The sequence below is a fragment of the Acidiferrobacter sp. genome (assembly GCF_054609335.1).
In genome coordinates, this window is sequence record NZ_JBTRWP010000049.1 from 1 (window position 1) to 20,013 (window position 20,013).

Here is a 20,013-nt window from a genome sequence, read left to right on the forward strand (position 1 = left end):
GATTCGTAATCAGTAGGTCGGGCGTTCGATTCGTCTCACCGGCACCATAAAATCAATAAGTTACAGAAAAGTTTCCCGTAAAGTCCTTGAGTTTGGTGGCTCTTCAGTGGAATTAGTGGGTGTAATTCAGGGCTCGGAGCCCGTCAGGAACCGGTAGAGGCGGGCACACGCGGCATCGTAGGCCTCATGCTCGCGCACATAGCGCGCATCGTTCCACAGCGGGCCGCCCTGCGCGTGAATGTATTTGAGAGTAAGGGCGCGACCGGATAGTCGCCGGTCGCGCTCCTCGAAGTGGGTCCGGCGGATGATCTCGCCCCCGAGGATCCAGAGATAATCCGCGTATTTCTTTACTGTCTTCTTCGTTCGCCGCTCCGCGATCAAGCCGAGAAGAAAAGGTTTCATCTCGGCTGCGATACGATCATCGACAAGCATGTCCAGGTCCGGTAAACCTACTTAAGCTTTTCGGCCAGCGGTCAACATTGCCGGCCGCATGGCTGGTATCCTTACAATAGGTCTTGAGCTTCGCTGTGGCGTCCGAGGACACCTGCAGCGAATCCTGTTCCGAGGAGTGAGGTGGACCCCAACCCTTGGACAAAATCTCCGGATCTTTAAGTGGATTATCCGCCGGGTTGATCAAGTGGCCTGTCCTAGAGACACCTCAGCATAAGCTTGCCACGGTGTCTGTCGGTCCATCAACCCTTGATGACGACGAGCATTATTGGAGAAATCGAAGTATTTCGCAAGAGACGCCAGCGCATCGCGAATCGATTCATAGGCCTTGAGATACACCTCCTCGTATTTGACGCCTTGCCAGGGGCGTTCAACGAACACGTTGTCCCGCAAGCGCCCCTTACCATCCATGCTGATGGCGACCTTGTGGCGTTCCAGGACGCCGAGGAACGCATCGTTCGTGCACTGTGCCCCTTGGTCCGTATTGAAGATCTCGGGCGCCCCATAGCGCGTTATGGCCTCTTCCAGAGCCTCGACACAGAAGTCCGCCTTCATGGTGGGCGAGAGCCGAAAGGCAAGGACCGTGCGGCTTGCCCAATCCATAATGGCGACCAAGTAACAAAAACCTTGGCGCATCGGGATGTAGGTCACGTCGTACACCAGACGGGGTTAGCTCGTTCGATTGCCAAACCCCGTAAAAGAGCGGAGAAAATGCGATGACCCTTCCCGCGAAGACTTGTCTTGCGCTTCGGGTAGAGGGCCTCGAGACCCATTATGCGCATCAGCCGCTGGATGCGCTTGCGGTTTACGAACCAGCCCTCCTGTTCCAGGGCATCCCGTAATCGCCGGGAGCCCAGGAAGGGGTACTGAAGGTGGATTTTATCGAGACGGCGCATCAGGCGCAGATCGTTGTCCAAGACCGTGGGTCTGTGAGGGTAGTAGACCGTGAAGCGCGCCACCGCGAGCAGTTCGCACTGTGGCGGGTCACGGGCAGCTCAGGATGATAGGGTCCGCCCCATTGGAACCGCTCGGTATGGGTCATTTTCCGAGCACTCGTGCCGAAAAATCTTTTTCGACCATGAGCTGTCCGATCTTGGCGAGCAAGGTCTTGCGGTCCCCGGCGAGCTCGGCACACGCGGCGCCTTTGCTAAAGAGGGTCGCGGCCTGGTCGATCAGCTGCCTACGCCATTGGATTACCTGATTGGGATGGACCTGATGTTTGGCAACGATCTCGTGGACATTGTAGGCCGGTTGGCCTATCGTTTCTTCTCCTGTAAAGCCTCTAAAGCCACCTTGGCTTTGAATCGTGGGGCGTGGATACGACGTATTTTGCTCATCGTGTTTCCGCTCCTATCTCGCTACTTTAGGAGGCGGATATCCGCCTAATCCAGTGTCCAAAAATTGGGGTCCACTTCTTTGGCGTTACGAAGGCACGAACAATCAGTGCGCCATTAAACCTTGATGCGCAACGGTAGCTTGGGCGATCTCGGTAACCCTTAGCGGCCGCGGCTTGTGCCCTGACGCACCGCTGTGCCGTGGGCATACCCGCCAATAGCCCAGTAGTTGCCGGTGTGCTAAGAAGCCGCTCTCCTAGGAAAAAATGAGGAGCGACATGCCGTATCCAAGAGGAGGGCTGGCCCGTCGGCTTCGGCAGGGTGCGGTTGCAGGAGCGATTACGGTAGAATGAAGGGGTGCAATAGCGAGGGCATTGCCTGTTTTGGTAAACGCCTAGACTTCGGGAAGGACATCACCTTACAGTCCTATTTGGTTACACAGCGACCATGGTTCCGCTCTTATGTCACTTTATACCGACACCCCTTTAGATGCTGTTTTGGATTTGCTGGTTGATGTCGTTTGCTTAGTTGATCGTGGTGGGAAATTTCAAGCTGTGAGTGCTGCTGGAAAGCGGATCTTCGGCTATGCCGCGAGTGAAATGATTGGCCGACCTATGATTGATTTCGTGTTTCCAGGAGACCGGGAAAGGACGCTTAAGGTAGTCGACGATATTCTTGGTGGTTTGGTCCAGACCCACTTTGAGAACCGCTATGTCCGCAAAGACGGCGCCATCGTTCATATGATGTGGTCCGCGCAATGGTCGGCTACTCATAAGTTGCGTATCGCTGTGGGACGCGATGTCAGTCAACGTAAACGCATTGAAATTACGCAAGCCGCTCTTAATGCTCTCTGGGAGGCGGGGCATTCTGCTGCAGATATGCACGGTCTTCTTGAGAAAATTTATGGCCTTGTTGGAAAGTTGTGGGCCGGTGTCGTGTTTTCGATTCTGCTGTGCCCAGAAGATCATCTTGGTTTGGCTGGTCCTTGGGATGCCCATCCCGAAAAAGGGGAGCAGGTTCCGGTTGAGTCCGCGACGGCGGCCCTCTATAGGGCTGTAGTCCATGCAGGCCAACCATCATTTTATTTGACCGGGGGATCTGCGCCTCAGTTAGGGACGATTCTCGCCGGCGCAAGGGAGGGTGCGGTAAAGTGGATCGGACTTCCGTTGAGAGCGAGACGGGGGTTAATAGGGGTGCTCGTTGGGGAGGTACAAGGCCTCGATATTCCGCGCGATGAGGATGGCGTTTGGCTTCTCGAATGGATTGCTGCCGAGATCGCCTTGACTCTTGAGCGCAAGCAAGCGGAGTTGCGGCTGCAAAGGGTAGCTGGACACGATCCTCTTACGCGCCTACCTAATCGTGATTTATTGTGGGATCGGCTGCATGTGGCTTTGGAGTTGGCTGAGCGCAATAAGGTACGTCTTTCTTTGCTTTTCTTAGATGTGGACCGGTTTAAGCAGGTTAATGACACCTTGGGGCATGTCGTGGGCGATAGCCTGCTTCAAGAAGTGGCAGCTCGCCTTAAGTTGTGTGTTCGGAGATCGGATACGGTCAGTCGCGTCGGCGGGGATGAATTCTTGGTCTTGTTGTATGACACCCCGTTGCCAGAGAACGGCCTACTCGTTGCGGAGAAGATTCGGGAAGCTTTAAATGAGCCCTTTGAATTGATGGGGCATCGGTTCTCTGTGTCATCGAGTATTGGTATGGCCATGTACCCCGATCATGGCCGGGACCCTCAGCATTTGATTCATTACGCTGATGAGGCTATGTATGAGGCTAAAAAGGATGGAGGAAATCGGGTAAGGCTGAAACCTACGGAAGGGTCCTAGTGAACAAGGTGTGGGAATTTGTGCCTGCCGTTGGTAATGGGTGCACGGTCTGGCTTTGTTCCTAAAGGCGCGCTGCTTTGCCGGGCGAATTAGTCGAATGGCGATAGAGGGCCGAAGCCTTTGCTTGCCCCGATGCCCAGAGGATTCCGGTGTCTGGTCGCGCAAGCCTTTTTTCAATCGATCGCGATCAATCTTTATGCTAAATGGTGGCTAGTCTTAAGCCAATGCGTCATCGCTTCTGCAGACAATGGTCGACTATAATAGTAGCCCTGCATCTCGTCACATTGGGCATTGCGCAGAAAAGCCAATTGCTCCTTCGTTTCGACGCCTTCGGCCATGACGGTGAGGCCCAAACTGTGCCCGAGCGTGATAATAACGGCGGCAAGGGCGGCATCATCGCTATCGTGAGTGATGTCGCGGACAAAAGACTGATCGATCTTCAAGGTGTTGATGGGGAAACGCTTCAGATAGCTCAAGCTTGAATAGCCCGTACCAAAATCGTCAATAGCAAGACGTAGACCCATTTTGTGCAGGGTCTTGAGCGTCACAATGGTCTTTTCCATATCATCCATCAGCATGCTCTCCGTGACCTCGAGTTCCAGGTATTCCGGGGTCGCCTCAAGACCGGTGTCCTTTAAGGCTCTAGCCACCATGGCAGGCAGGTCCCGTTCCCGGAATTGACGGCCAGAGAGGTTTACGGCCACGCGCACGACTGGGAACCCTTGGTCTTGCCAAGCACGGCTCTGCGCGCACGCGGTGCGTAAAACCCATTCGCCAATCGGCACAATCAAGCCGCTTTCTTCGGCGATAGAAATAAAACGATCGGGTGCAACGAGCCCCCTCTGCGGGTGTTGCCAGCGGATGAGCGCCTCGACTCCCACGAGGCGGCCTCTACGAAGGTCGACTTGTGGTTGATAATGGAGCACAAATTCCCCGTTTTTGAGGGCGTGGTGCAACCCATTTTCAATGGCACGGTGCTCGGTAATTTGGGCGCTCATGCTGGCGGCGTAAAATTCGAAGGTATTTTTACCCGCGTGTTTGGCCTTGTACATAGCCACATCGGCGTTTCTCAGGAGACCTTCGCGGTCAAGATCGTCGAAAGGGTAGATGGTGATACCGATGCTTGCCGTCACATACATTTCGTGGCCATTAGCGAAGAACGGCTCAGCTACGGTCGCCAGGAGGCGCTCAGCAATGTGTGTAATGACATGTACGGAAGTAATATTCTGAATGAGAACCATAAATTCATCCCCGCCTTGCCGCGCCACGAGACCCTCGTTGCGGACGATCCAATCCTCTTGACGGAGTGTTGTTGTTAGCCGCTTAGCCATCTCTTGGAGCAAAAGATCGCCGCATTCGTGACCTAGGGAATCATTGATATTCTTAAATGCATCAAGGTCCAGAAAGAGGATGGCGATCAATGTTTCGTTGCGCGCCGCATGGACCATGCCGCGACTCAGAACCTCATGGGACAAGGCGCGATTGGGAAGTCCCGTCAGGGCATCATGCGTGGCTTGGTGACGCAGTTGGGCCTCGAATTGTTTGCGCTCCGTAGTATCCTGAATAATCGCCACAAAGACCGGGTTACCCCCATGAGCAGAGAGGTGTAGTCGCGCCTCGATCGGATATAAGCTACCGTCGCTGCGTCTATGTTCACTCTCCAGCGTGATAAATTCGGTGTCACCTCGCCTTAAGGGGGCAATAAGTTCTGTAAAATATTCGGGCAGGAGACGAGGTTTAATGTCAAGGGGCGTCAGATGTTGCAATTCCTCGAACGAGTAGCCTAGATTCCCCCGCGCACCGGCGTTTGCGTAGAGAAAACGCAGCGTATCGGCATCGAACATGTAAATTTCGTTAGCAGATTCATCGAGAATATGGGCAAGGCGGTTGAGCTTATCCTCATGATGTTTGCGGGACGTGATGTCTTCCACGAGCAGAACAATGTAATCGAGGCTTTGGTCGGCGTGGCGTACGGCGCGAACCGCGACATGCGCATAGACGGGGTGGCCAGCATTATGGATATAGGTTTTATCAAAGGTAGTTTCGTTCCACTCCCCGGACTGAAGCTTGTCCCAGATCGACGCGCTATGAGGCATATCGTCAGGGTGCGTTATGTCGACCCAGGTGCGCTGCAGGAGTTCCGCGCGTGAATAACCGAGCATCGCACAAAACGCATCATTGACTTCTATCCAGTTCTTAGTAGGGCTAGTGGCGACCATGCCGATCATCGCGCGATCAAAGTACGCACGAAAATGCTGTTCGCTGTGCGCAAGGTCATTCTGCGCTTGTCGCCGTTGGCGCTCATGGTCCATGGTCTCAAGGGCAAAGGCCACGGCATTCGCTATATCGTCAAGGATAGCTATCATGTCCTTATCAAAGGCATCACGCTGCGTGTGATAGACGTTAAGGACGGCAAAAGGCTTCCCGGCGCGGGGGATCGGAAACGAACCGCTCGAACAAAATCCATAGCGTTCGGCATTCGTGCGCCAATGCTGTGTGATGTCGCTGGTTGTCAAGTCGTTGATCGTGATAGACCGAGTATCCCGAAAGGCCACACCACAGGGTCCTTGGCCTTCCGGAAGATCTGCGCGCACGGAAACCACTATACCCGTGAGGTAGTCAAGGCCGTACCCATAACGAGCAAGCGGCCGGACCTGACCCTCGTCACCCGCGACGGCACCAATCCAGGCCATGGCGACGCCGCCCAGGTCGACGGCAATGCGGCAGACCAAGTCCAGGAGCCCCTCTTCGCTCTCGGTGTGGCGTATGGCTTGATTCAAGGCGCTCAACGCCTGGTGGAGTTTGGTCAGTCGGACAATGCGGGCCTCTGCTTGTTGTGCGCGACTTAAGTTGTGGACTGTCATGAAGACCATCGCTGCCCGTGTTCAAGAGGTTCGGATAGAGAGAGACCGACGGGAAGATGGGAAACATCATCCAATCTTGCGCGTCGTGACGGCCCTTTTTTAGTATGCCGTATAGACCGGAAGAGAAGATCGCTTGCGTTGTACCCGCTGGCCGTGTTGCGGGACCCTGTGGCCGTGCTGTAATTGTTGATGGCTGTGTCGGCGGCCCCGGACGCCATATCATTAGAACCATCCTGCTGGCAAACGTTGGTCGCACCAAATCCTGTTATTGGAGTCCCTCCAGTAGCCATCGCCCACGCCGCGCCGCCCCCACACGGAGAGCGCGCACCCGCTAGGGCCAGGGGCAGTTTGCGCAGGGCTGGTACCCAAAAAACCCGATCCTGTGGGCGATCAAAAGCCCCGCGCGTTACAGGCGGTGTTTGGCCTATGCCGGAGGCCCTGTCGAAGGGCACGGCAACGCGTCCGGTCCGTGCGGGAAATAGAGGTTTGTGGAGGTTCCTCATGTTTTTCTCCCCTTTTGATGCCATGAAAGGGAATGTTCCTAAATAACGGTGTTCACCCCCATAGATGGCAGATAAAGCTGGGGGATATCTCGATCTGTTTCTTTGGGTGTTGGGTTTAACCATTTCCCCAATGGCCGCGTGTTCCATAAGTATTAGCAATAATTGTGCCAGTGCATTCCCGCCCCTCACGGGCAGTCACGCAACCATGTCGCACCGGCGCCGCTAGCGCCCTACGGTGAGACCGCAACTGTTGGACTCGTATCGTGATAAGTGAGCGTAAGCGTCCCGGCACTCGCGGCTGGTTATCATTGCGGCTAGTATTCGCCCGTAAGGGTTCGGCGCGGATGCCGGGCGGCTCGTGTCGCGTCGCGTCGACAGAGACCGACTGCGGTTATGGGCCACAACTTGCCCATGGTGTATCGACTCCGCTCAGAGTTTGGACGGCGCATTCTGGTCGGGTGACCGAGCTGCGATCAGCGGCAGCAATGCGGTTTACTGCTCATGACCCGTTACGCGGACACAGGGAATGGACCGGTCGGGCAGATTGGAGAAAAAGACAGACTGATGGTTGCTGGGCCTTGGCAGATACAGGGCCGACATCCTTCTTGGTGACGTGCGTCGGCACTGGCCTGACGTGCGGCGGCATGCTCCCGTGGATCCTGTCCAGAATTCAGTAGGCCAGGTTATGCACCACGCGCCCGAACCCCGGGAGTCGTGATGAAAGGTCAGAAAGGGCCGGTAACGACTGCTATTTCACGGTGTCCTCGGTACATTCTGCCCGGCAGTGGTTTACGATGGCAGTTTCTTGGGAACAGGCCGCCCACAAACTTGGTCATAGCGTGTCTTCCCTCAAATCGCGCTTTTCGCGGTCTTCATCCGGTACGCAAGAGGGGTGACTGGCCTCACGTCAAGGTGTCCATCAAGAGCTTCTCGACGGCCGCACTCATCACGCACTCTAGCCGCCACAGCGCGCGCGTGATACCCGTGAAGAGGAGCCGGCGGGTGTGGTCGTCGAGTGTGCCGAAGTCGAGCTCCGCGAGGATGACGACGGGGGCCGACCGGCCCTTGAACCGGGCGATAGTGTCTGCGACAAAATCCCCCTCGGTCCAGACGGCGCTGCCGGATCCATCGAAAGTCCCCATAAAGCGCTTGAGTGTAACACCCGCCAAGGCCCTCTCCTGAAGAAGGGCGGAGGTCCGCAGCCCTTTGGCGCCTAAAACGGCCATCTGGGCTGGTGTGATGTCACTTTGAGCGCGGCAGGTTATGAAGATGCGCGCGATGTTCTGCTGGGTATCCTCGCGAGTCCCGTCCAGGAATGGGTGCGCAAAGTGACCTGCACGGGTCGTCCCGACCATAGGCCCGGGGCCGCTGCCTTACTTACCCCCTTGCGGTATCCGCGCTACTACCTGGATTTCGAGACGATCCAGTTCGTAGTCCCGATCTGGCGCGGCACACGCCCTTATGAGTAGTTACCGTTCCAGTGGTCCCGCCATCAAGAGAAGGCCGATGGTTCTTTGATGCACCACGATTTTCTGGACCTATCCGGCAAGGACCCGACACGCGCTTTTGCCGAAACACTGATCGCCACCCTGCGCTCCCAGGGTACGATTTTCGTATACAACCAGGCTTTCGAGGGCGGGGTTCTGCGCAGGCTCGCCGCCCGCTACTCGGACTTGGCGTCGCCCCTCTTGGCGCTCGTCGACTGCATGGTTGATCTCCTGCCTTTGACACGCGAGCATTATTACCACCCAGCCATGAAGGGTTCGTGGTCCATCAAGGCCGTGCTTCCGACGATCGCCCCGGACCTCAGTTATGCCGATCTCTCTGAGGTCCAGGACGGTGGGGCCGCCCAGGAGGCCTACCGGGAGGCGATCAACGGCGCGACACTTCCGGCACGCAAAAACGCCCACGATCAGGCCCTGCGACGGTATTGTGGGCGGGACACGGAGGCGCTCGTGCGACCCGCGGCCTTTCTAGTTCGGTGTTAGATTGGAATCGATGAGGACGTAACCGTTGCTATTTGTGGGTCTACGTTCGGGGCGGGGCGCCTTAAGGCAGGAGGCGTTTGGTTTGAGGACCACGATGCGCATGACGATGCGGGTGGCCGAGAGCTGTCGGCAAGGGTTTGGGGAGTTGCGCATGGGTGAGTTTCTGGTGGACGGAGTCGGGGGTACCGAGGGCTCGCGGATGCGCAAGGGTGTCCGGAGGCGATGGGGGGCGTAAGGGCGGGGTAGGAAAGCGCCATAGGCCGGTGTATCGGGGCTGCCGTCGAAGGATAACGATCTAAAGGGAGAAGACGGCAGGACGTGTTGAGCGTGGGCGGCGTGGGGTGCGAGGGCTATGATGGCTTGATAGGAGTAGGGCGCGATAAGCGGACTTGTCGCGCGTCTATTGGTGAGGGGATGGTGGGGGTGTGAGGATGAGGGGTGTGGTCATGCGTGATCGTTTCGTGGGCTGTCTTTTAGGAGGGGCGGTCGGTGACGCCTTGGGTGCGCCGGTGGAGTTCCTGGACTATGCGGAAATCCTCGAACGGTTTGGACCGGCCGGGATCACCTCTTATGCGCCGGCCTACGGGCGTCTGGGGGCCATCACGGATGATACCCAGATGACACTCTTTACCGCCGAGGGCCTGATACGTCGCCATGTCCGCTTACTTACCCGGGGCATTGCAAGCACCGAGGGCATGGTGGCCGCGGCCTATGCCCGCTGGCTCAGAACCCAGAGCAAGCCGCGGCCGGGGTTCGAAGAGGACGAGGAGGGCCTGGGGTGGTTGTATTCTCATGCGGATCTCCATCACCGCCGGGGGCCGGGGAATACGTGTCTTGGCGCGCTTCGGGCGATGACGGTGAGGGGGGATCCGGCTCGCAATAACAGCAAGGGCTGCGGGGGCGTGATGCGCATGGCGCCTGTCGGGCTGGTGTTCGGGCGGGGTCGGGGCGCGCCGCACGAGACCATGACACTCGGCAAGTCGCTTGCCGCGCTCACCCACGGTCACCCGACCGGCTCCATAGCGGCGGGGGCGTTCGCGGTCTTGATCGCCGAGATCGTCCAGGGGCGCGGTCTGGTAGATGCTTTGCCCGTGGTCCACGCGTGTCTCGCGGATGAAGTAGACGGGAGGGAGACCGAGGAGGCATTGGCGCAAGCTGAGTCCATGGCCGCAAAGCTTCCGCAGGATCCCGCGACGGCCATCGCCCATATCGGTGGGGGCTGGATCGCCGAGGAGGCCTTAGCGATCGCGGTCTATTGCGCGCTTACGGCACGCGACTTTGCTGACGGCGTGATACGCGCGGTGAATCATGGTGGCGACTCCGATTCGACGGGCTCGATCACTGGCAACATCCTGGGGGCCTTGTGGGGGGTCGATGCCATTCCGACATCCTTTCTGGAGCCCTTGGAGCTGCGCGAGGTCATCACCGAACTTGCCGTGGATTTGGCGACCTTCCTGGATTGGGATATCGCCGAGACCGACGATGGGGGAGCCAGACCCAACCGGGCCCTGCAGAAGCGGGTGTGGGAAAAGTATCCTGGCTATTGAGGCCTCAGTCCTGTCGACGGTGCGCGATCCTGAGGCCTCGTGGCGAAGACGATGTTGTGCGTCTTGGGTTGTGTCGTAAAGCAGAGGACTATGGCCGGGGGCTGCCGCGCTATAGGAAGTTCGCAAGCCTATGGAGGAAGTTCTTTATGACCCCGAGACCTGAGCCGCCGTTTTCCGGCAGATAGCCTTTGAGGAAGTAGGTCTTGTGACGGCCTGAGTAGGCGAGGCCGCCCGTCTTAGGGTCATAGTGCCGGCGCACGACCGTAGGCGGTATGGCAAAGCGCAGCCCCCGCTGGCCTTGCAGGGCGGTCTTCATGAAATGGATCCAGACCGGCAGGGCCTCGCGGGCACCGGCCGCCCAATGCCCGAGGCTGTGATTGTCGTCATAGCCCACCCACACGGTCGTCACCACCTGCGGGTTGTAGCCTGTAAACCAGGCATTGCTCTCGTCGTTGGTGGTGCCGGTCTTGCCGGCGAGCGCCCGGCGATGAAGTATCTGGGCCGCGACCCCGGTGCCTTGGCGTATGACGCTTTCCATCATGCGTGTCATGAGGAAGGCGACCCCGGGCGGGATGGCGGTCTGGGTGTCGGGTTGGACTTTGTAGCCGAGCGCGCAGTCGCGCAGCGGGATATGCTGGCCGCTGGCTGTCTGGATGCGCGAGATGAGGTAGGGTCGGGGGAGGTTGCCGCCGTTTGCAAACACGGCGTAGCCGCGCGCGATCTGCATGGGCGTGTAATCACCGGAGCCCAGCACCATGGAGGGGACCTGTGGGATCTGCTGGGCCGGGAAACCGAAGCGGTGGACGTAGGATGCGGCAAAGGGGATGCCGATGTGCAGCAGCAGACGCACGCTCGGGACGTTATGGGAATCGGCAAGGTCTCGCCATACGGCGATCGGCGTGCGCGAAAAGGTATTACTGTAATTGGTCGGACGGTAGTCGGTGCCGTCGGCAAGGTGCACGGACAGCGGCGTGTCCTTGATGAGCGAGACGGGTGTGAGGTAATGATGGATGCCAGCGGCCTTCAAGGCCGGGCCGTCCATGGCGGCGGCGTAAACGAAGGGCTTGAAGCCCGAACCCGGCTGCCGATAGGCATAGAGCGCGCGATCGAAGTGACTCAGCTCATAGCTGTAGCCGCCGTTCAAGGCTAGGATCGCCCCGGTTTTGGTGTCGAGGGAGACGAGCGCCCCTTGGGCCTTGGGCACCACCGTAAGCTGCCAGCCGGCATTCGGGACACGCCGCCAAACGGCGGTTCCTGCCCATTGATGGTTGCCGTGGCCTGCGCCCGTGTCCGCGACATAATGGCGCAGCCATATGAGGTCGCCTGGTTTCAGGACCTGATCGACCGCGGAGGCCTGCGCGCCTTGTGGCGCAAGCCGCACCCAGGCGATGTCCTGTCCATCGAGGATCACGGTCCGCTGCCCCTCGAGGCGCACACGCGCCTCTTTGGCGTCGCTTGCCAGTACCACGCCCCAGCGCAGATTGGCCGGGTCGCGATCGGGGAGCGCGGACGGACGGTCGCCGGCCAGCGCCGATGCGAGCGCCTTGCCCTGCAAGTGGGCCACGGGCCCCGCCCAGTTCTTCGGGTCGAGGCTGTCCAAGCCCATGGCGTAGTTCTCGAGCCCCACGGCAAGACTCCGGTCTGCGGCACGCTGATCCTTGCGGGAGATCGTGGTGTAGACGCGCAAGCCTCGGCGATACGTGAAATTCGCCCCGAAGCGCTTGACGAGCCATTTGCGGATCCACTCGGTGGCATAGGGCGCGACATTATCCGTGGGCGCGTGGTAGCGCGTGCCCACGGATTGTGCCTCGGCCTCGATCATGGCGCGGTGGCTGATGTCATGGTCGGCGTACATCTGGTGCAGGACGTAATCACGGCGCTTGCGCGCAAGCTGCGGGTTCTTCACCGGGTTGAAGTACGAGGGTGCGGCGGGGAGCCCGGCCAAGGTCGCTTTTTGCGAGAGCGTAAGTTGCGAGACGTCCTTGCCATAGTAGGTGCGGGCCGCGGCCTCGACCCCATAGGCGCCCTGTCCGAGATAGATCTTGTTCAGATAGAGGTCGAGGATCTGCGCGCGCGTGAGCCGATCGGCGAGCTTGTAGGCGAGCAGGATCTCCGCCACCTTGCGCGCGATCGTTTTTTTGGGTGAGAGATAGAAATTCCGCGCGACCTGCTCGGTGATGGTGCTTGCCCCCTGTACGGGTGCCATGTGCAGGATGTCGACGAAGGCGGCGCGCAGGATGCCCGGGTAGCTCACCGGATAATACAGGGGGTTATGACTGTAAAACTCGCCGTTTTCAGCGGCGATGAAGGCCTCTTGGAGGTCCTTCGGAATCTTCTGGAGCGGCAGCGCGAAACGGATCTGCGGGCCTATGGCCTCAAGTAGTTCGCCGTTGGCCGCATAGATGCGCAGCGGCTGCTCGGGGTGCCAGTCCTCGAGGGCGCGCACGCGAGGGAGATGATCCCAGGTCCACCACGTCCAGGCGCCGATCGCGAGCAGACCGTTTCCCGCCACGATGGCGAGTGCAAGTAGCACCCAGAAGCGCCGTCCCGGGCGGGACGGTGGCCTGGACAACGACGAGGGTGGGGGCATCGACACGGGATAGGGCTCTGGGGCCGATTAATGGCGGCCCGGGCCCTGCGCGGCGCGGGTGGCCAGCAGCGGGTCGATGGGGGTCGAGATCATCATGGGCGTTAGGATATGACGAGAGGCTGGCGGGACGCAAAGGTCGGCCGACACGAGGCGCAGCGTATGGGAACCGCGGTCGGTCCTGTCAGCGGCGAAAGAGGTCCTGGGCGTCCGTCTTACGGCGGTGCTGCCGAATCGTCGCCTACAGGCGGCGCGGGGGCGGATTGAGGCGCTCGAAGAGATTGTCCATGCGGTGGCCTTGGGTGTCATAGGCGCGCACATGGAGGCGATGACGGCCGGGTACTATGACCACGAGACAGTCGCGGCGCGGGATCGCGGGGGGCTTCGCGAGCATGAAGGCGGGTCCCGGCCCGCAGGGGTTGTGTTGAAAGGCGGTGTCGAGGCGCGCCACGAAGGCTTGGGCGGCCGCACGCGATGCGCGCATCGACGCAAAGGGTCCGATGGGCCGTACGCGCAGCGCGGTGTCCAAGTGCCGGCGCACGGCCTGTTGCTCGACTACGATGTGGAAACTGAGGAGTGCGGCGATGAGGCCGTAGAGGGTGGCGCACCCAATCACGACGCGCGCGAAGCGGCGCGTGGCGGGACTCTCTGCCCCGCCGTCTGCGCTCAGGCGTGCACTGGGCCCTCCGGGCTGCGCGTTCATGGGGGCGCACCCGCTGCGCCGTCGCGGTTTCGCGTCTCGAAGCCGCCGCGGTAGGCCCAGTAGAGCAGCGCAATCCCGATCGGGATCATAGGGGCCGACAGGACCTGGCCCATATCGAGCCGTCCGAGCACGAAGCCAAGCTGAATGTCGGGTTGGCGCGTGTATTCGACTAGGAAGCGAAAGATCCCGTAGAAGAGGACGAAGAGGGCGCCGACCGCGCCGGTTGGCCGGCGCTTATGGCCGTAGATGGCGAGGATGAGGAGCAGCACTACCCCCTCCAGGAGAAACTCGTAGATCTGCGAGGGCTGGCGGGGCTCGGGGCCGCCTGCGGGAAAGACCACCGCCCACGGGAGGTGACTCACGCGCCCGAACAGCTGGTCGTTGATGAAGTTCGCAAGCCGCCCGAGGCCGAGCCCAATGGGCGCCGCCGGAGCGACGAAGTCGAGCACCGCCATGGTCGATCGCTTGTGTTTGCGGGCATAGACCCAGCAGCCGAGGATGACTCCTATGAGACCGCCGTGGAAGGACATGCCTCCTTCCCAGACCTTCAGAATATCGATGGGATGGCCGAGGTAGTAGGGCAGGTCATACCAGAGGATGTAGCCTAGGCGTCCCCCGGCAATGGCCCCCACCGAAAGATAGTATTCGAGATCAAGGACCTGCTCCTTGGTCCACTGCCGCTCGGTACGGCGCCCGCGCCGGATCAGCCAGATCGTCCCGATGACGAAGCTTATGATTTCCAGGAGGCCATACCAGTGAATCGGTATTGGGCCTATGTGAAATCCGACGGGGTTGATGTGGGGGTAGGCGAGCATGTGCTTCCATTCACGATCGCCCGAGGATGGCGAAAGCCGGGTTACGTGTCAAGGACGATCGGGCCCAGATCGAGCAGGTCTGCGGTGTTAGCCCCCGCCGCGCGGGTCGGGCGTGGTCTTCAGGCCTTCTGTGATGCGAAACGCCGTGCCCACCATCTTCGACAGATCGCCCATGTCGGCGGGCACGATCATGACGTTCGACTCCTTGGCGATCGCGCCCCATTGGCTTATGAAAGACTCGGCCACGCGCATAGCCATCGCTTGACGCGCGCTCTCGTCTTTCAGGCTATCGCCCACGAGCTTGAGGGACTCGGCAGTCGCCTTGGCCACGAGCAGGATCGCCTGCGCCTCACCCTGGGCGCGCAGGACCTGGGCCTGTCGCGCACCCTCGGCGCGGTTGATGGCCTGCTGCCTCTCCCCCTCCGAGACGTTGATGGCCTGCTGCTTGGCGCCCTCGGACGTGGCGATGGTGGCGCGCTTCTCGCGTTCGGCGGTGATCTGGAGCTCCATGGCGCGCACCACGTCTGTAGGCGGCGTGATGTCGCGGATCTCGTAGCGTAAGACCTTGAGACCCCAGGTCACCGCAGCGCGGTCGAGTTCCTGGACCACGGTCGCATTCAGTTCGGCGCGCTGCGACAGGACTTCGTCCAAGGCGCGCTTGCCGACATCGGCGCGCAGGATCGTTTGTGCGAGCTGGATCATGGCCGTGGTCGGGTTGGTAGTCCCGTAGGCCGCGGCTTTGGGGTCCGTAATCTGCAGATACAAGACCCCGTCGATCGCGATCTGGGTGTTGTCCTTGGTGATACAGACCTGCTTTTGGACATCGATCGGCGTCTCGCGCAGATCGAACCGATACGCGACTCGGTCGATCAGAGGGAAAATGATATTGAGTCCGGGTTGCAAAATGTCATGGAAACGACCGAGCCGCTCGAGCACGAAGGCGCGCTGCTGGGGGACGACCCGTATACCTTTGACTACGATGAATAGTGCGATGAGCGCTAGAATCACCAGAATGACGATGCCTGCTCCCATAACCCCCCCTTAAAGTTGCTTTGTTATTGTCGTATCGAGGCCCGCGCCTTAGGTGGCGCCAGCAGGAGATCATTGCCGTCGCGGTGGACGATAGTCAGAAGATCGCCGGGGGAGACGGTCGCATCGCGATAACCCTCGGCGAGGCGCGCAGTCCAGGTACTGTTGCGGTAGCTGACCCGTAGACCCTCGGGCGCAACGGATTCCACCCGCACGAGGTGTCCGGCATCGGGGTCGTTCAGTCCCTTGGAGTCGCGCGTCGGTCGCGACAGGCGTTTGCGCACGGCATGGGCCGCCGGCAGCCCCGCGGCCGCGCCGAGGCCGACCGTAGCGAGTGCCCACGAGGGGTTCGCTCCGGCGAGCGCCACTGCACTGCCCGCCGCCAGGGCCAGCGCCACGGCGATCAGATAAAAGGTCATGGACGAGAGCTCGATGGCTAAGGCCATCGCTGCCAAGACCGCCAATGCGATGCCCGTCTTCACGCTGTCCTCCGAGTTGCTGCCATTAGCGTAGGCGCTCATGGCGATCGGCGCCAGTATGATGTTTGGGGGCCAAGGGCGCGATCCGGGGAAATCACGGTGGCTATGATCGCGATCAAGTTCTGCCCGAGTTCTCGCTATCTCCTCGCGGGATCGCCCAACGGTGGGAGGCGGAAGCGCCCTTAGGGGGGCTTGGGGGTGTCCGGCCATAGGTCTTCTTCGGGCATGGGCCGCGCGAAAAGGTAGCCCTGCCCCCAGGCGCAGCCCATAGCGAGGAGGATGTGCTTTTGTTCGGTGGTCTCTATACCCTCGGCCACCGTATCGATGCCAAAGGCCTCGGCTGCGTTGACCATGCTCTGTACGAGGACACGGTCGGCGGGGTCCGTGCCAAGGCCCGCTATGAAGGTGCGGTCGATTTTGATGCTGTCGACGGGAAGCGATCGCAGGTGCTGGAGCGAAGCGTAGCCGGTCCCGAAGTCGTCGAGCGCAACGGAGATGCCGAGCGCGCGACAGCCCATGATCAGGGCGCGCGCCGATTCAATGTCCTGGATGGCGCTCCACTCAACAAGCTCGATGCCGAGGTAGCTTGGGTCGATCGGCGAGGGGGAGGCGGCCAGCATACGTTCTAGCGTCTCGCAGAATTGGTGATTGTCGACCGACGATGCCGAGAGATTGATCTGCAGCTTCTTGAATATCCCCTTGCTCTGCCAGCGTGCCAGTATCTTCAAGGCTTCGCTTAGGACCCAGGCATCGAGTTTTAGACTGTTATAGCCGTGTTCGAGGGCGGCCATGAACTGCGGCGGCGCGAGCAGGCCGCGTGTCGGGTGGCGCCAGCGGATCAGGGCCTCGGCGGAGACCATGTCCCCAGTCGCGATTGCGACTATGGGTTGGAAGTAGAGGACCATCTCCTTTTGTTCCAGGGCCTTGCCGAATTCGACGATGAGATCGCTCTCGTTGGCCGCGGCACGCGCCATGGCACGCGTGAAAAGCAGCCCCTTGTTGCCGCCGCCACGCTTGGCCTCGTACATGGCGGTATCGGCGTGGTGCAGGAGCGATTGGTCATCGCTGTCGTCGACCGGGTACACGGTGTAGCCGAGGCTGATGCCGACTGTGATTTGCAGGGCAGCGGAGCCCCAGCGGATTCGGAGGGTCTGGCGTATGCGCCGGATGACGGTCTCGACGTCGGTGTAGCAGCGGACGTCTTCCAGGATGAGGGCGAACTCGTCGCCGCCGAGTCGCGAGAGGGTGTCACCTGTGCGGATTAGATCCAGCACCCGATTCTTGACCTCGACGAGCAGGGCGTCACCCATAAGGTGGCCCAGTTTATCGTTGATGATCTTGAAGTTGTCGATATCGAAAGTGATGAGGCCCATAAGCCGCTCGCGCCTTATGGCCATGCCCATGGCATGATTAATCTGGTCGAAGAAGAGGGTGCGGTTGGCGGCCCCCGTGAGGGGATCGTGGGTGGCGAGATCGAGCAGTCGTTGCTCCGTCCGGTAGCGGTGCAGGGCGCTGGCGACGAAGTCCGAGACGATGTTTATGAAAGCGAGATCGGTTTCGGCGGGTGGTCGTTGCGGGGCGTGGAACCAGGATATGGCGAGGACCCCCAGTACCTCGTCCTGGGCTATGACGGGGATGCAGAGGCTCGCCTTCAAGCCTGCCTGGACGAATTCGGGCAGGGCGTAGGCGCTGCCCGCATAGTCGGCTACAAAGATCGGTTGACGCGTGCCTAGCGCCGCGCCTGCGGCGCCTAAGCTGTCATGAAAGGAGTAGCCGCCAAGCGACTTATGCAGTGTGGGCACGCCATGAAAAAATCGGTAGCGCAGCCTGCCCTGTTCTTCCCGCACCATGAGCGCTGCGCCATCCGCGCCCAGCCGGTCCGCCAATCCTTCGGCCGCGACACGAAAGAATCGGCTGACATCGAGCTCGCGCGCCAGGCGATGCAAGAATTCTATTTCAGTAGACCCAGTGTCGCCTTGATTCACGGCACTCGCCCCTTCGCCTGTTCCGGGTGGGCGTTTCACCCGATTCCGGTCTTCCCTACCCCCAATGTCTCTTGGGGCGTCGTTTTTTATGATTGTGCCGGCGTCTCAACGCGCGCCTTTGTGATACCGCTTTCTCGCCATCCCCAGCCTATCGTCGGCCACGCTACTCCCCGCAAGTGCAGGCCAAGACACCCGCGCTCGCGCCTTCCGGCCGCGCGAGAGATGGCGTTGACGTATCCAGTTCATGGCAGTCGGGGCGATTTGCGCCTGCGCCCTCATTTTTTGTAGAGGTGCAGGGGGGTGGCAAGCCCTTACTTTGGCCACCCGTATCCAGGATGCACTGTCGAGGCTCTTATGGCTAGCCCTGTCGTCGCGGGTTCAGTGGCCTGAGTCGTCCCACGCTTGGCTGAGGGAGGCTTGACAGGAGGGTTATCGATCGATAACCATAAAGGCCGTGGCGGATATTCAAGATATCGATTTCCTCGTGCATCCCGGTGACGCGCCGTCCAAGCGTGAGATCGTGCGCGTAGCGCTCACGCTCTTTGTGCGTGATGGCCTCTGTGCGGCCAGCTTACGGGACATCGCCGCGGCGAGCGCTTATAGCAGTACGGTCCTTTATAAGTTCTTTGAGAGCAAGGAGGCCTTGGCGCGCTATCTCTTCGAGCGCTGCTATGGGCTCGTGGCGGGGCGTCTGCGGGCCGCCATAAAGCCGGAGTACGGGTTCCACGCCAACTTGCGATCACTGGTGGAGGCTTCGGGAGGGCTCTTGGCCACACAGCCCGAGGCCGTGCTGTATGTAAGCGAGCAGGTGCGGCTGATGTGGCCCGGGGTAGCCGAGCGTCTGCGTCCACACTCCGTGGTGCGACTCTTGACGGGTCTCTTCCAGCAGGGGGTAGACGAAGGCGTGATCGGGGATGCGCGCGAAATCCCTTATCTGATCGCCGTGCTCGTGGGGTCGCTTAGTCAGTACGCGAAGTTGCGCTACTTCGGAGAGTTCAGCGGGGCACCACGGGAGGACGCCGCCTTCCTTGGTCGGATTGTGGAACGGCTCGTCGCAGGACATGGGGCTGCGGGATCGACTGAGTCGCCTCCTAAAGTGCAATAGCGTCCCGATAGGGGCCGGGGGCAACAAAAACAAAGCCCCGGTCACGACCGGGGTGTGGCTTGCGCGTAGGGGCGAGCGGTGGGCTTGATGTGCCTACGTTCCGTGGCCGCGGGAAGCCAAAAAAATTTGGCGGTCAGGTTATCAATTGTTTACCAAAGGCCATTTCCCGATCGGGCGTGGCACTACAAAAAAGGAGATTACGTCATGAGCGTTCGTATCTATCCCATCAGCACGGGCCAAGTGCGCGTGAAAAACAGCCAACTCCTCCGCGCGTTTGGCGGGCCGTGGCGGGTGATGGGCGACCCCCATTGGAGCGACTGGCTTCCCATCCACGCTTGGCTTATCGACCATCCCGAGGGCCCGATCCTCGTCGACAGCGGCGAGACTTGCCGGGCATGCACTGCGGGATATTTCCCCCGCTGGCATCCGTACTATCGCAGGTCCGCTGACTTCGCTATCACCGCCGACGATGAGGTGGGGCCGGCGCTTATGCGGCTTGGTCTGCGCGTGGCAGATGTGCGGAAGGTCTTGCTGACCCATCTCCATACCGATCACGCCGGGGGGCTGCACCACCTGCGCGCCAGCGCAGTTTATGTATCGGCCGAGGAATGGCGGGTTGCTCAAGGCGTGGGGGGAGCACTGCGCGGCTATCTCGCGCACCGCTGGCCGCAGGGCTTCGCGCCACGCTTCTATGACTTCTCGGGGCCGCCCTTGGGACCCTTCCCTCGGACCTGCGCCATCACACAGGCAGGCGACGTCATCGTCGTTCCGACCCCTGGGCATACGTCTGGGCAC

The 20,013-nt window shown here is 60.3% G+C and carries 14 protein-coding genes and 2 pseudogenes; 6 read left to right on the forward strand and 10 right to left on the reverse strand.

From position 1 onward, the window contains the following. Positions 1–126: 126 nt before the first annotated feature. Together ACYCTF_RS11600 and ACYCTF_RS11605 are read right to left on the reverse strand one after the other, a co-directional pair. On the reverse strand, positions 127–432 hold the full coding sequence (locus tag ACYCTF_RS11600) for a hypothetical protein (RefSeq protein WP_461282398.1): 306 nt from the start codon (positions 430–432) through the stop codon (positions 127–129). Between the two features lie 201 nt (positions 433–633). After that, positions 634–1,787: pseudogene (locus ACYCTF_RS11605) on the reverse strand (IS3 family transposase). A gap of 458 nt (positions 1,788–2,245) precedes the next feature. On the opposite strand from ACYCTF_RS11605, the gene ACYCTF_RS11610 reads away from it, so the two are divergent. Next, the gene (locus ACYCTF_RS11610; RefSeq protein WP_461282399.1) at positions 2,246–3,613 is read left to right on the forward strand and encodes a diguanylate cyclase domain-containing protein; all 1,368 of its coding nucleotides are present in this window, start codon (positions 2,246–2,248) and stop codon (positions 3,611–3,613) included. 194 nt (positions 3,614–3,807) lie between these two features. On the opposite strand, the gene ACYCTF_RS11615 is transcribed toward ACYCTF_RS11610, so the two are convergent. After that, positions 3,808–6,477, reverse strand: a complete 2,670-nt coding sequence (locus tag ACYCTF_RS11615) for a bifunctional diguanylate cyclase/phosphodiesterase (RefSeq protein WP_461282400.1) — start codon at positions 6,475–6,477, stop codon at positions 3,808–3,810. A 1,405-nt stretch (positions 6,478–7,882) separates the two neighbouring features. Beyond that, the gene (locus ACYCTF_RS11620; protein WP_461282401.1) at positions 7,883–8,149 is read right to left on the reverse strand and encodes an ATP-binding domain-containing protein; all 267 of its coding nucleotides are present in this window, start codon (positions 8,147–8,149) and stop codon (positions 7,883–7,885) included. 159 nt (positions 8,150–8,308) lie between these two features. Between ACYCTF_RS11620 and ACYCTF_RS11625 the strand changes: the two are divergent. From ACYCTF_RS11625 to ACYCTF_RS11635, 3 genes and pseudogenes are all read left to right on the forward strand, one after another. Further along, a pseudogene (locus ACYCTF_RS11625) lies at positions 8,309–8,968 on the forward strand (DUF2779 domain-containing protein). An 82-nt stretch (positions 8,969–9,050) separates the two neighbouring features. After that, positions 9,051–9,203, forward strand: coding sequence for a hypothetical protein (locus tag ACYCTF_RS11630; RefSeq protein ID WP_461282402.1), 153 nt, complete (start codon positions 9,051–9,053; stop codon positions 9,201–9,203). Between the two features lie 211 nt (positions 9,204–9,414). Beyond that, the gene (locus ACYCTF_RS11635; RefSeq protein WP_461282403.1) at positions 9,415–10,515 is read left to right on the forward strand and encodes an ADP-ribosylglycohydrolase family protein; all 1,101 of its coding nucleotides are present in this window, start codon (positions 9,415–9,417) and stop codon (positions 10,513–10,515) included. Between the two features lie 109 nt (positions 10,516–10,624). Here ACYCTF_RS11635 and ACYCTF_RS11640 read toward each other — a convergent pair whose 3' ends face one another. From ACYCTF_RS11640 to ACYCTF_RS11665, 6 genes are all read right to left on the reverse strand, one after another. Then, positions 10,625–13,105, reverse strand: a complete 2,481-nt coding sequence (locus ACYCTF_RS11640; protein WP_461282414.1) for a penicillin-binding protein 1A — start codon at positions 13,103–13,105, stop codon at positions 10,625–10,627. A gap of 238 nt (positions 13,106–13,343) precedes the next feature. Then, entirely contained in the window at positions 13,344–13,805 is a 462-nt protein-coding gene (locus ACYCTF_RS11645) for a hypothetical protein (RefSeq protein ID WP_461282404.1), read from the reverse strand. Further along, on the reverse strand, positions 13,802–14,620 hold the full coding sequence (gene lgt / locus ACYCTF_RS11650) for a prolipoprotein diacylglyceryl transferase (RefSeq protein ID WP_461284928.1): 819 nt from the start codon (positions 14,618–14,620) through the stop codon (positions 13,802–13,804). The genes ACYCTF_RS11645 and lgt overlap by 4 nt, the downstream gene beginning before the upstream one ends. A gap of 87 nt (positions 14,621–14,707) precedes the next feature. Further along, positions 14,708–15,652, reverse strand: coding sequence for an SPFH domain-containing protein (locus ACYCTF_RS11655; protein ID WP_461282406.1), 945 nt, complete (start codon positions 15,650–15,652; stop codon positions 14,708–14,710). Between the two features lie 23 nt (positions 15,653–15,675). Then, complete coding sequence (locus ACYCTF_RS11660) at positions 15,676–16,170, reverse strand: NfeD family protein (RefSeq protein ID WP_461282407.1); 495 nt, start codon at positions 16,168–16,170, stop codon at positions 15,676–15,678. A gap of 140 nt (positions 16,171–16,310) precedes the next feature. After that, the gene (locus ACYCTF_RS11665) at positions 16,311–18,113 is read right to left on the reverse strand and encodes a putative bifunctional diguanylate cyclase/phosphodiesterase (RefSeq protein ID WP_461282408.1); all 1,803 of its coding nucleotides are present in this window, start codon (positions 18,111–18,113) and stop codon (positions 16,311–16,313) included. 454 nt (positions 18,114–18,567) lie between these two features. Here ACYCTF_RS11665 and ACYCTF_RS11670 point away from each other — a divergent pair, with 454 nt between their 5' ends. Continuing rightward, a complete protein-coding gene (locus ACYCTF_RS11670) occupies positions 18,568–19,218 on the forward strand; it encodes a TetR/AcrR family transcriptional regulator (protein ID WP_461282409.1) in 651 nt (216 codons plus the stop codon). Positions 19,219–19,422: 204 nt separating this feature from the next. Continuing rightward, a partial coding sequence (locus ACYCTF_RS11675) for an MBL fold metallo-hydrolase (protein WP_461284929.1) occupies positions 19,423–20,013 on the forward strand: 591 nt, incomplete at its 3' end.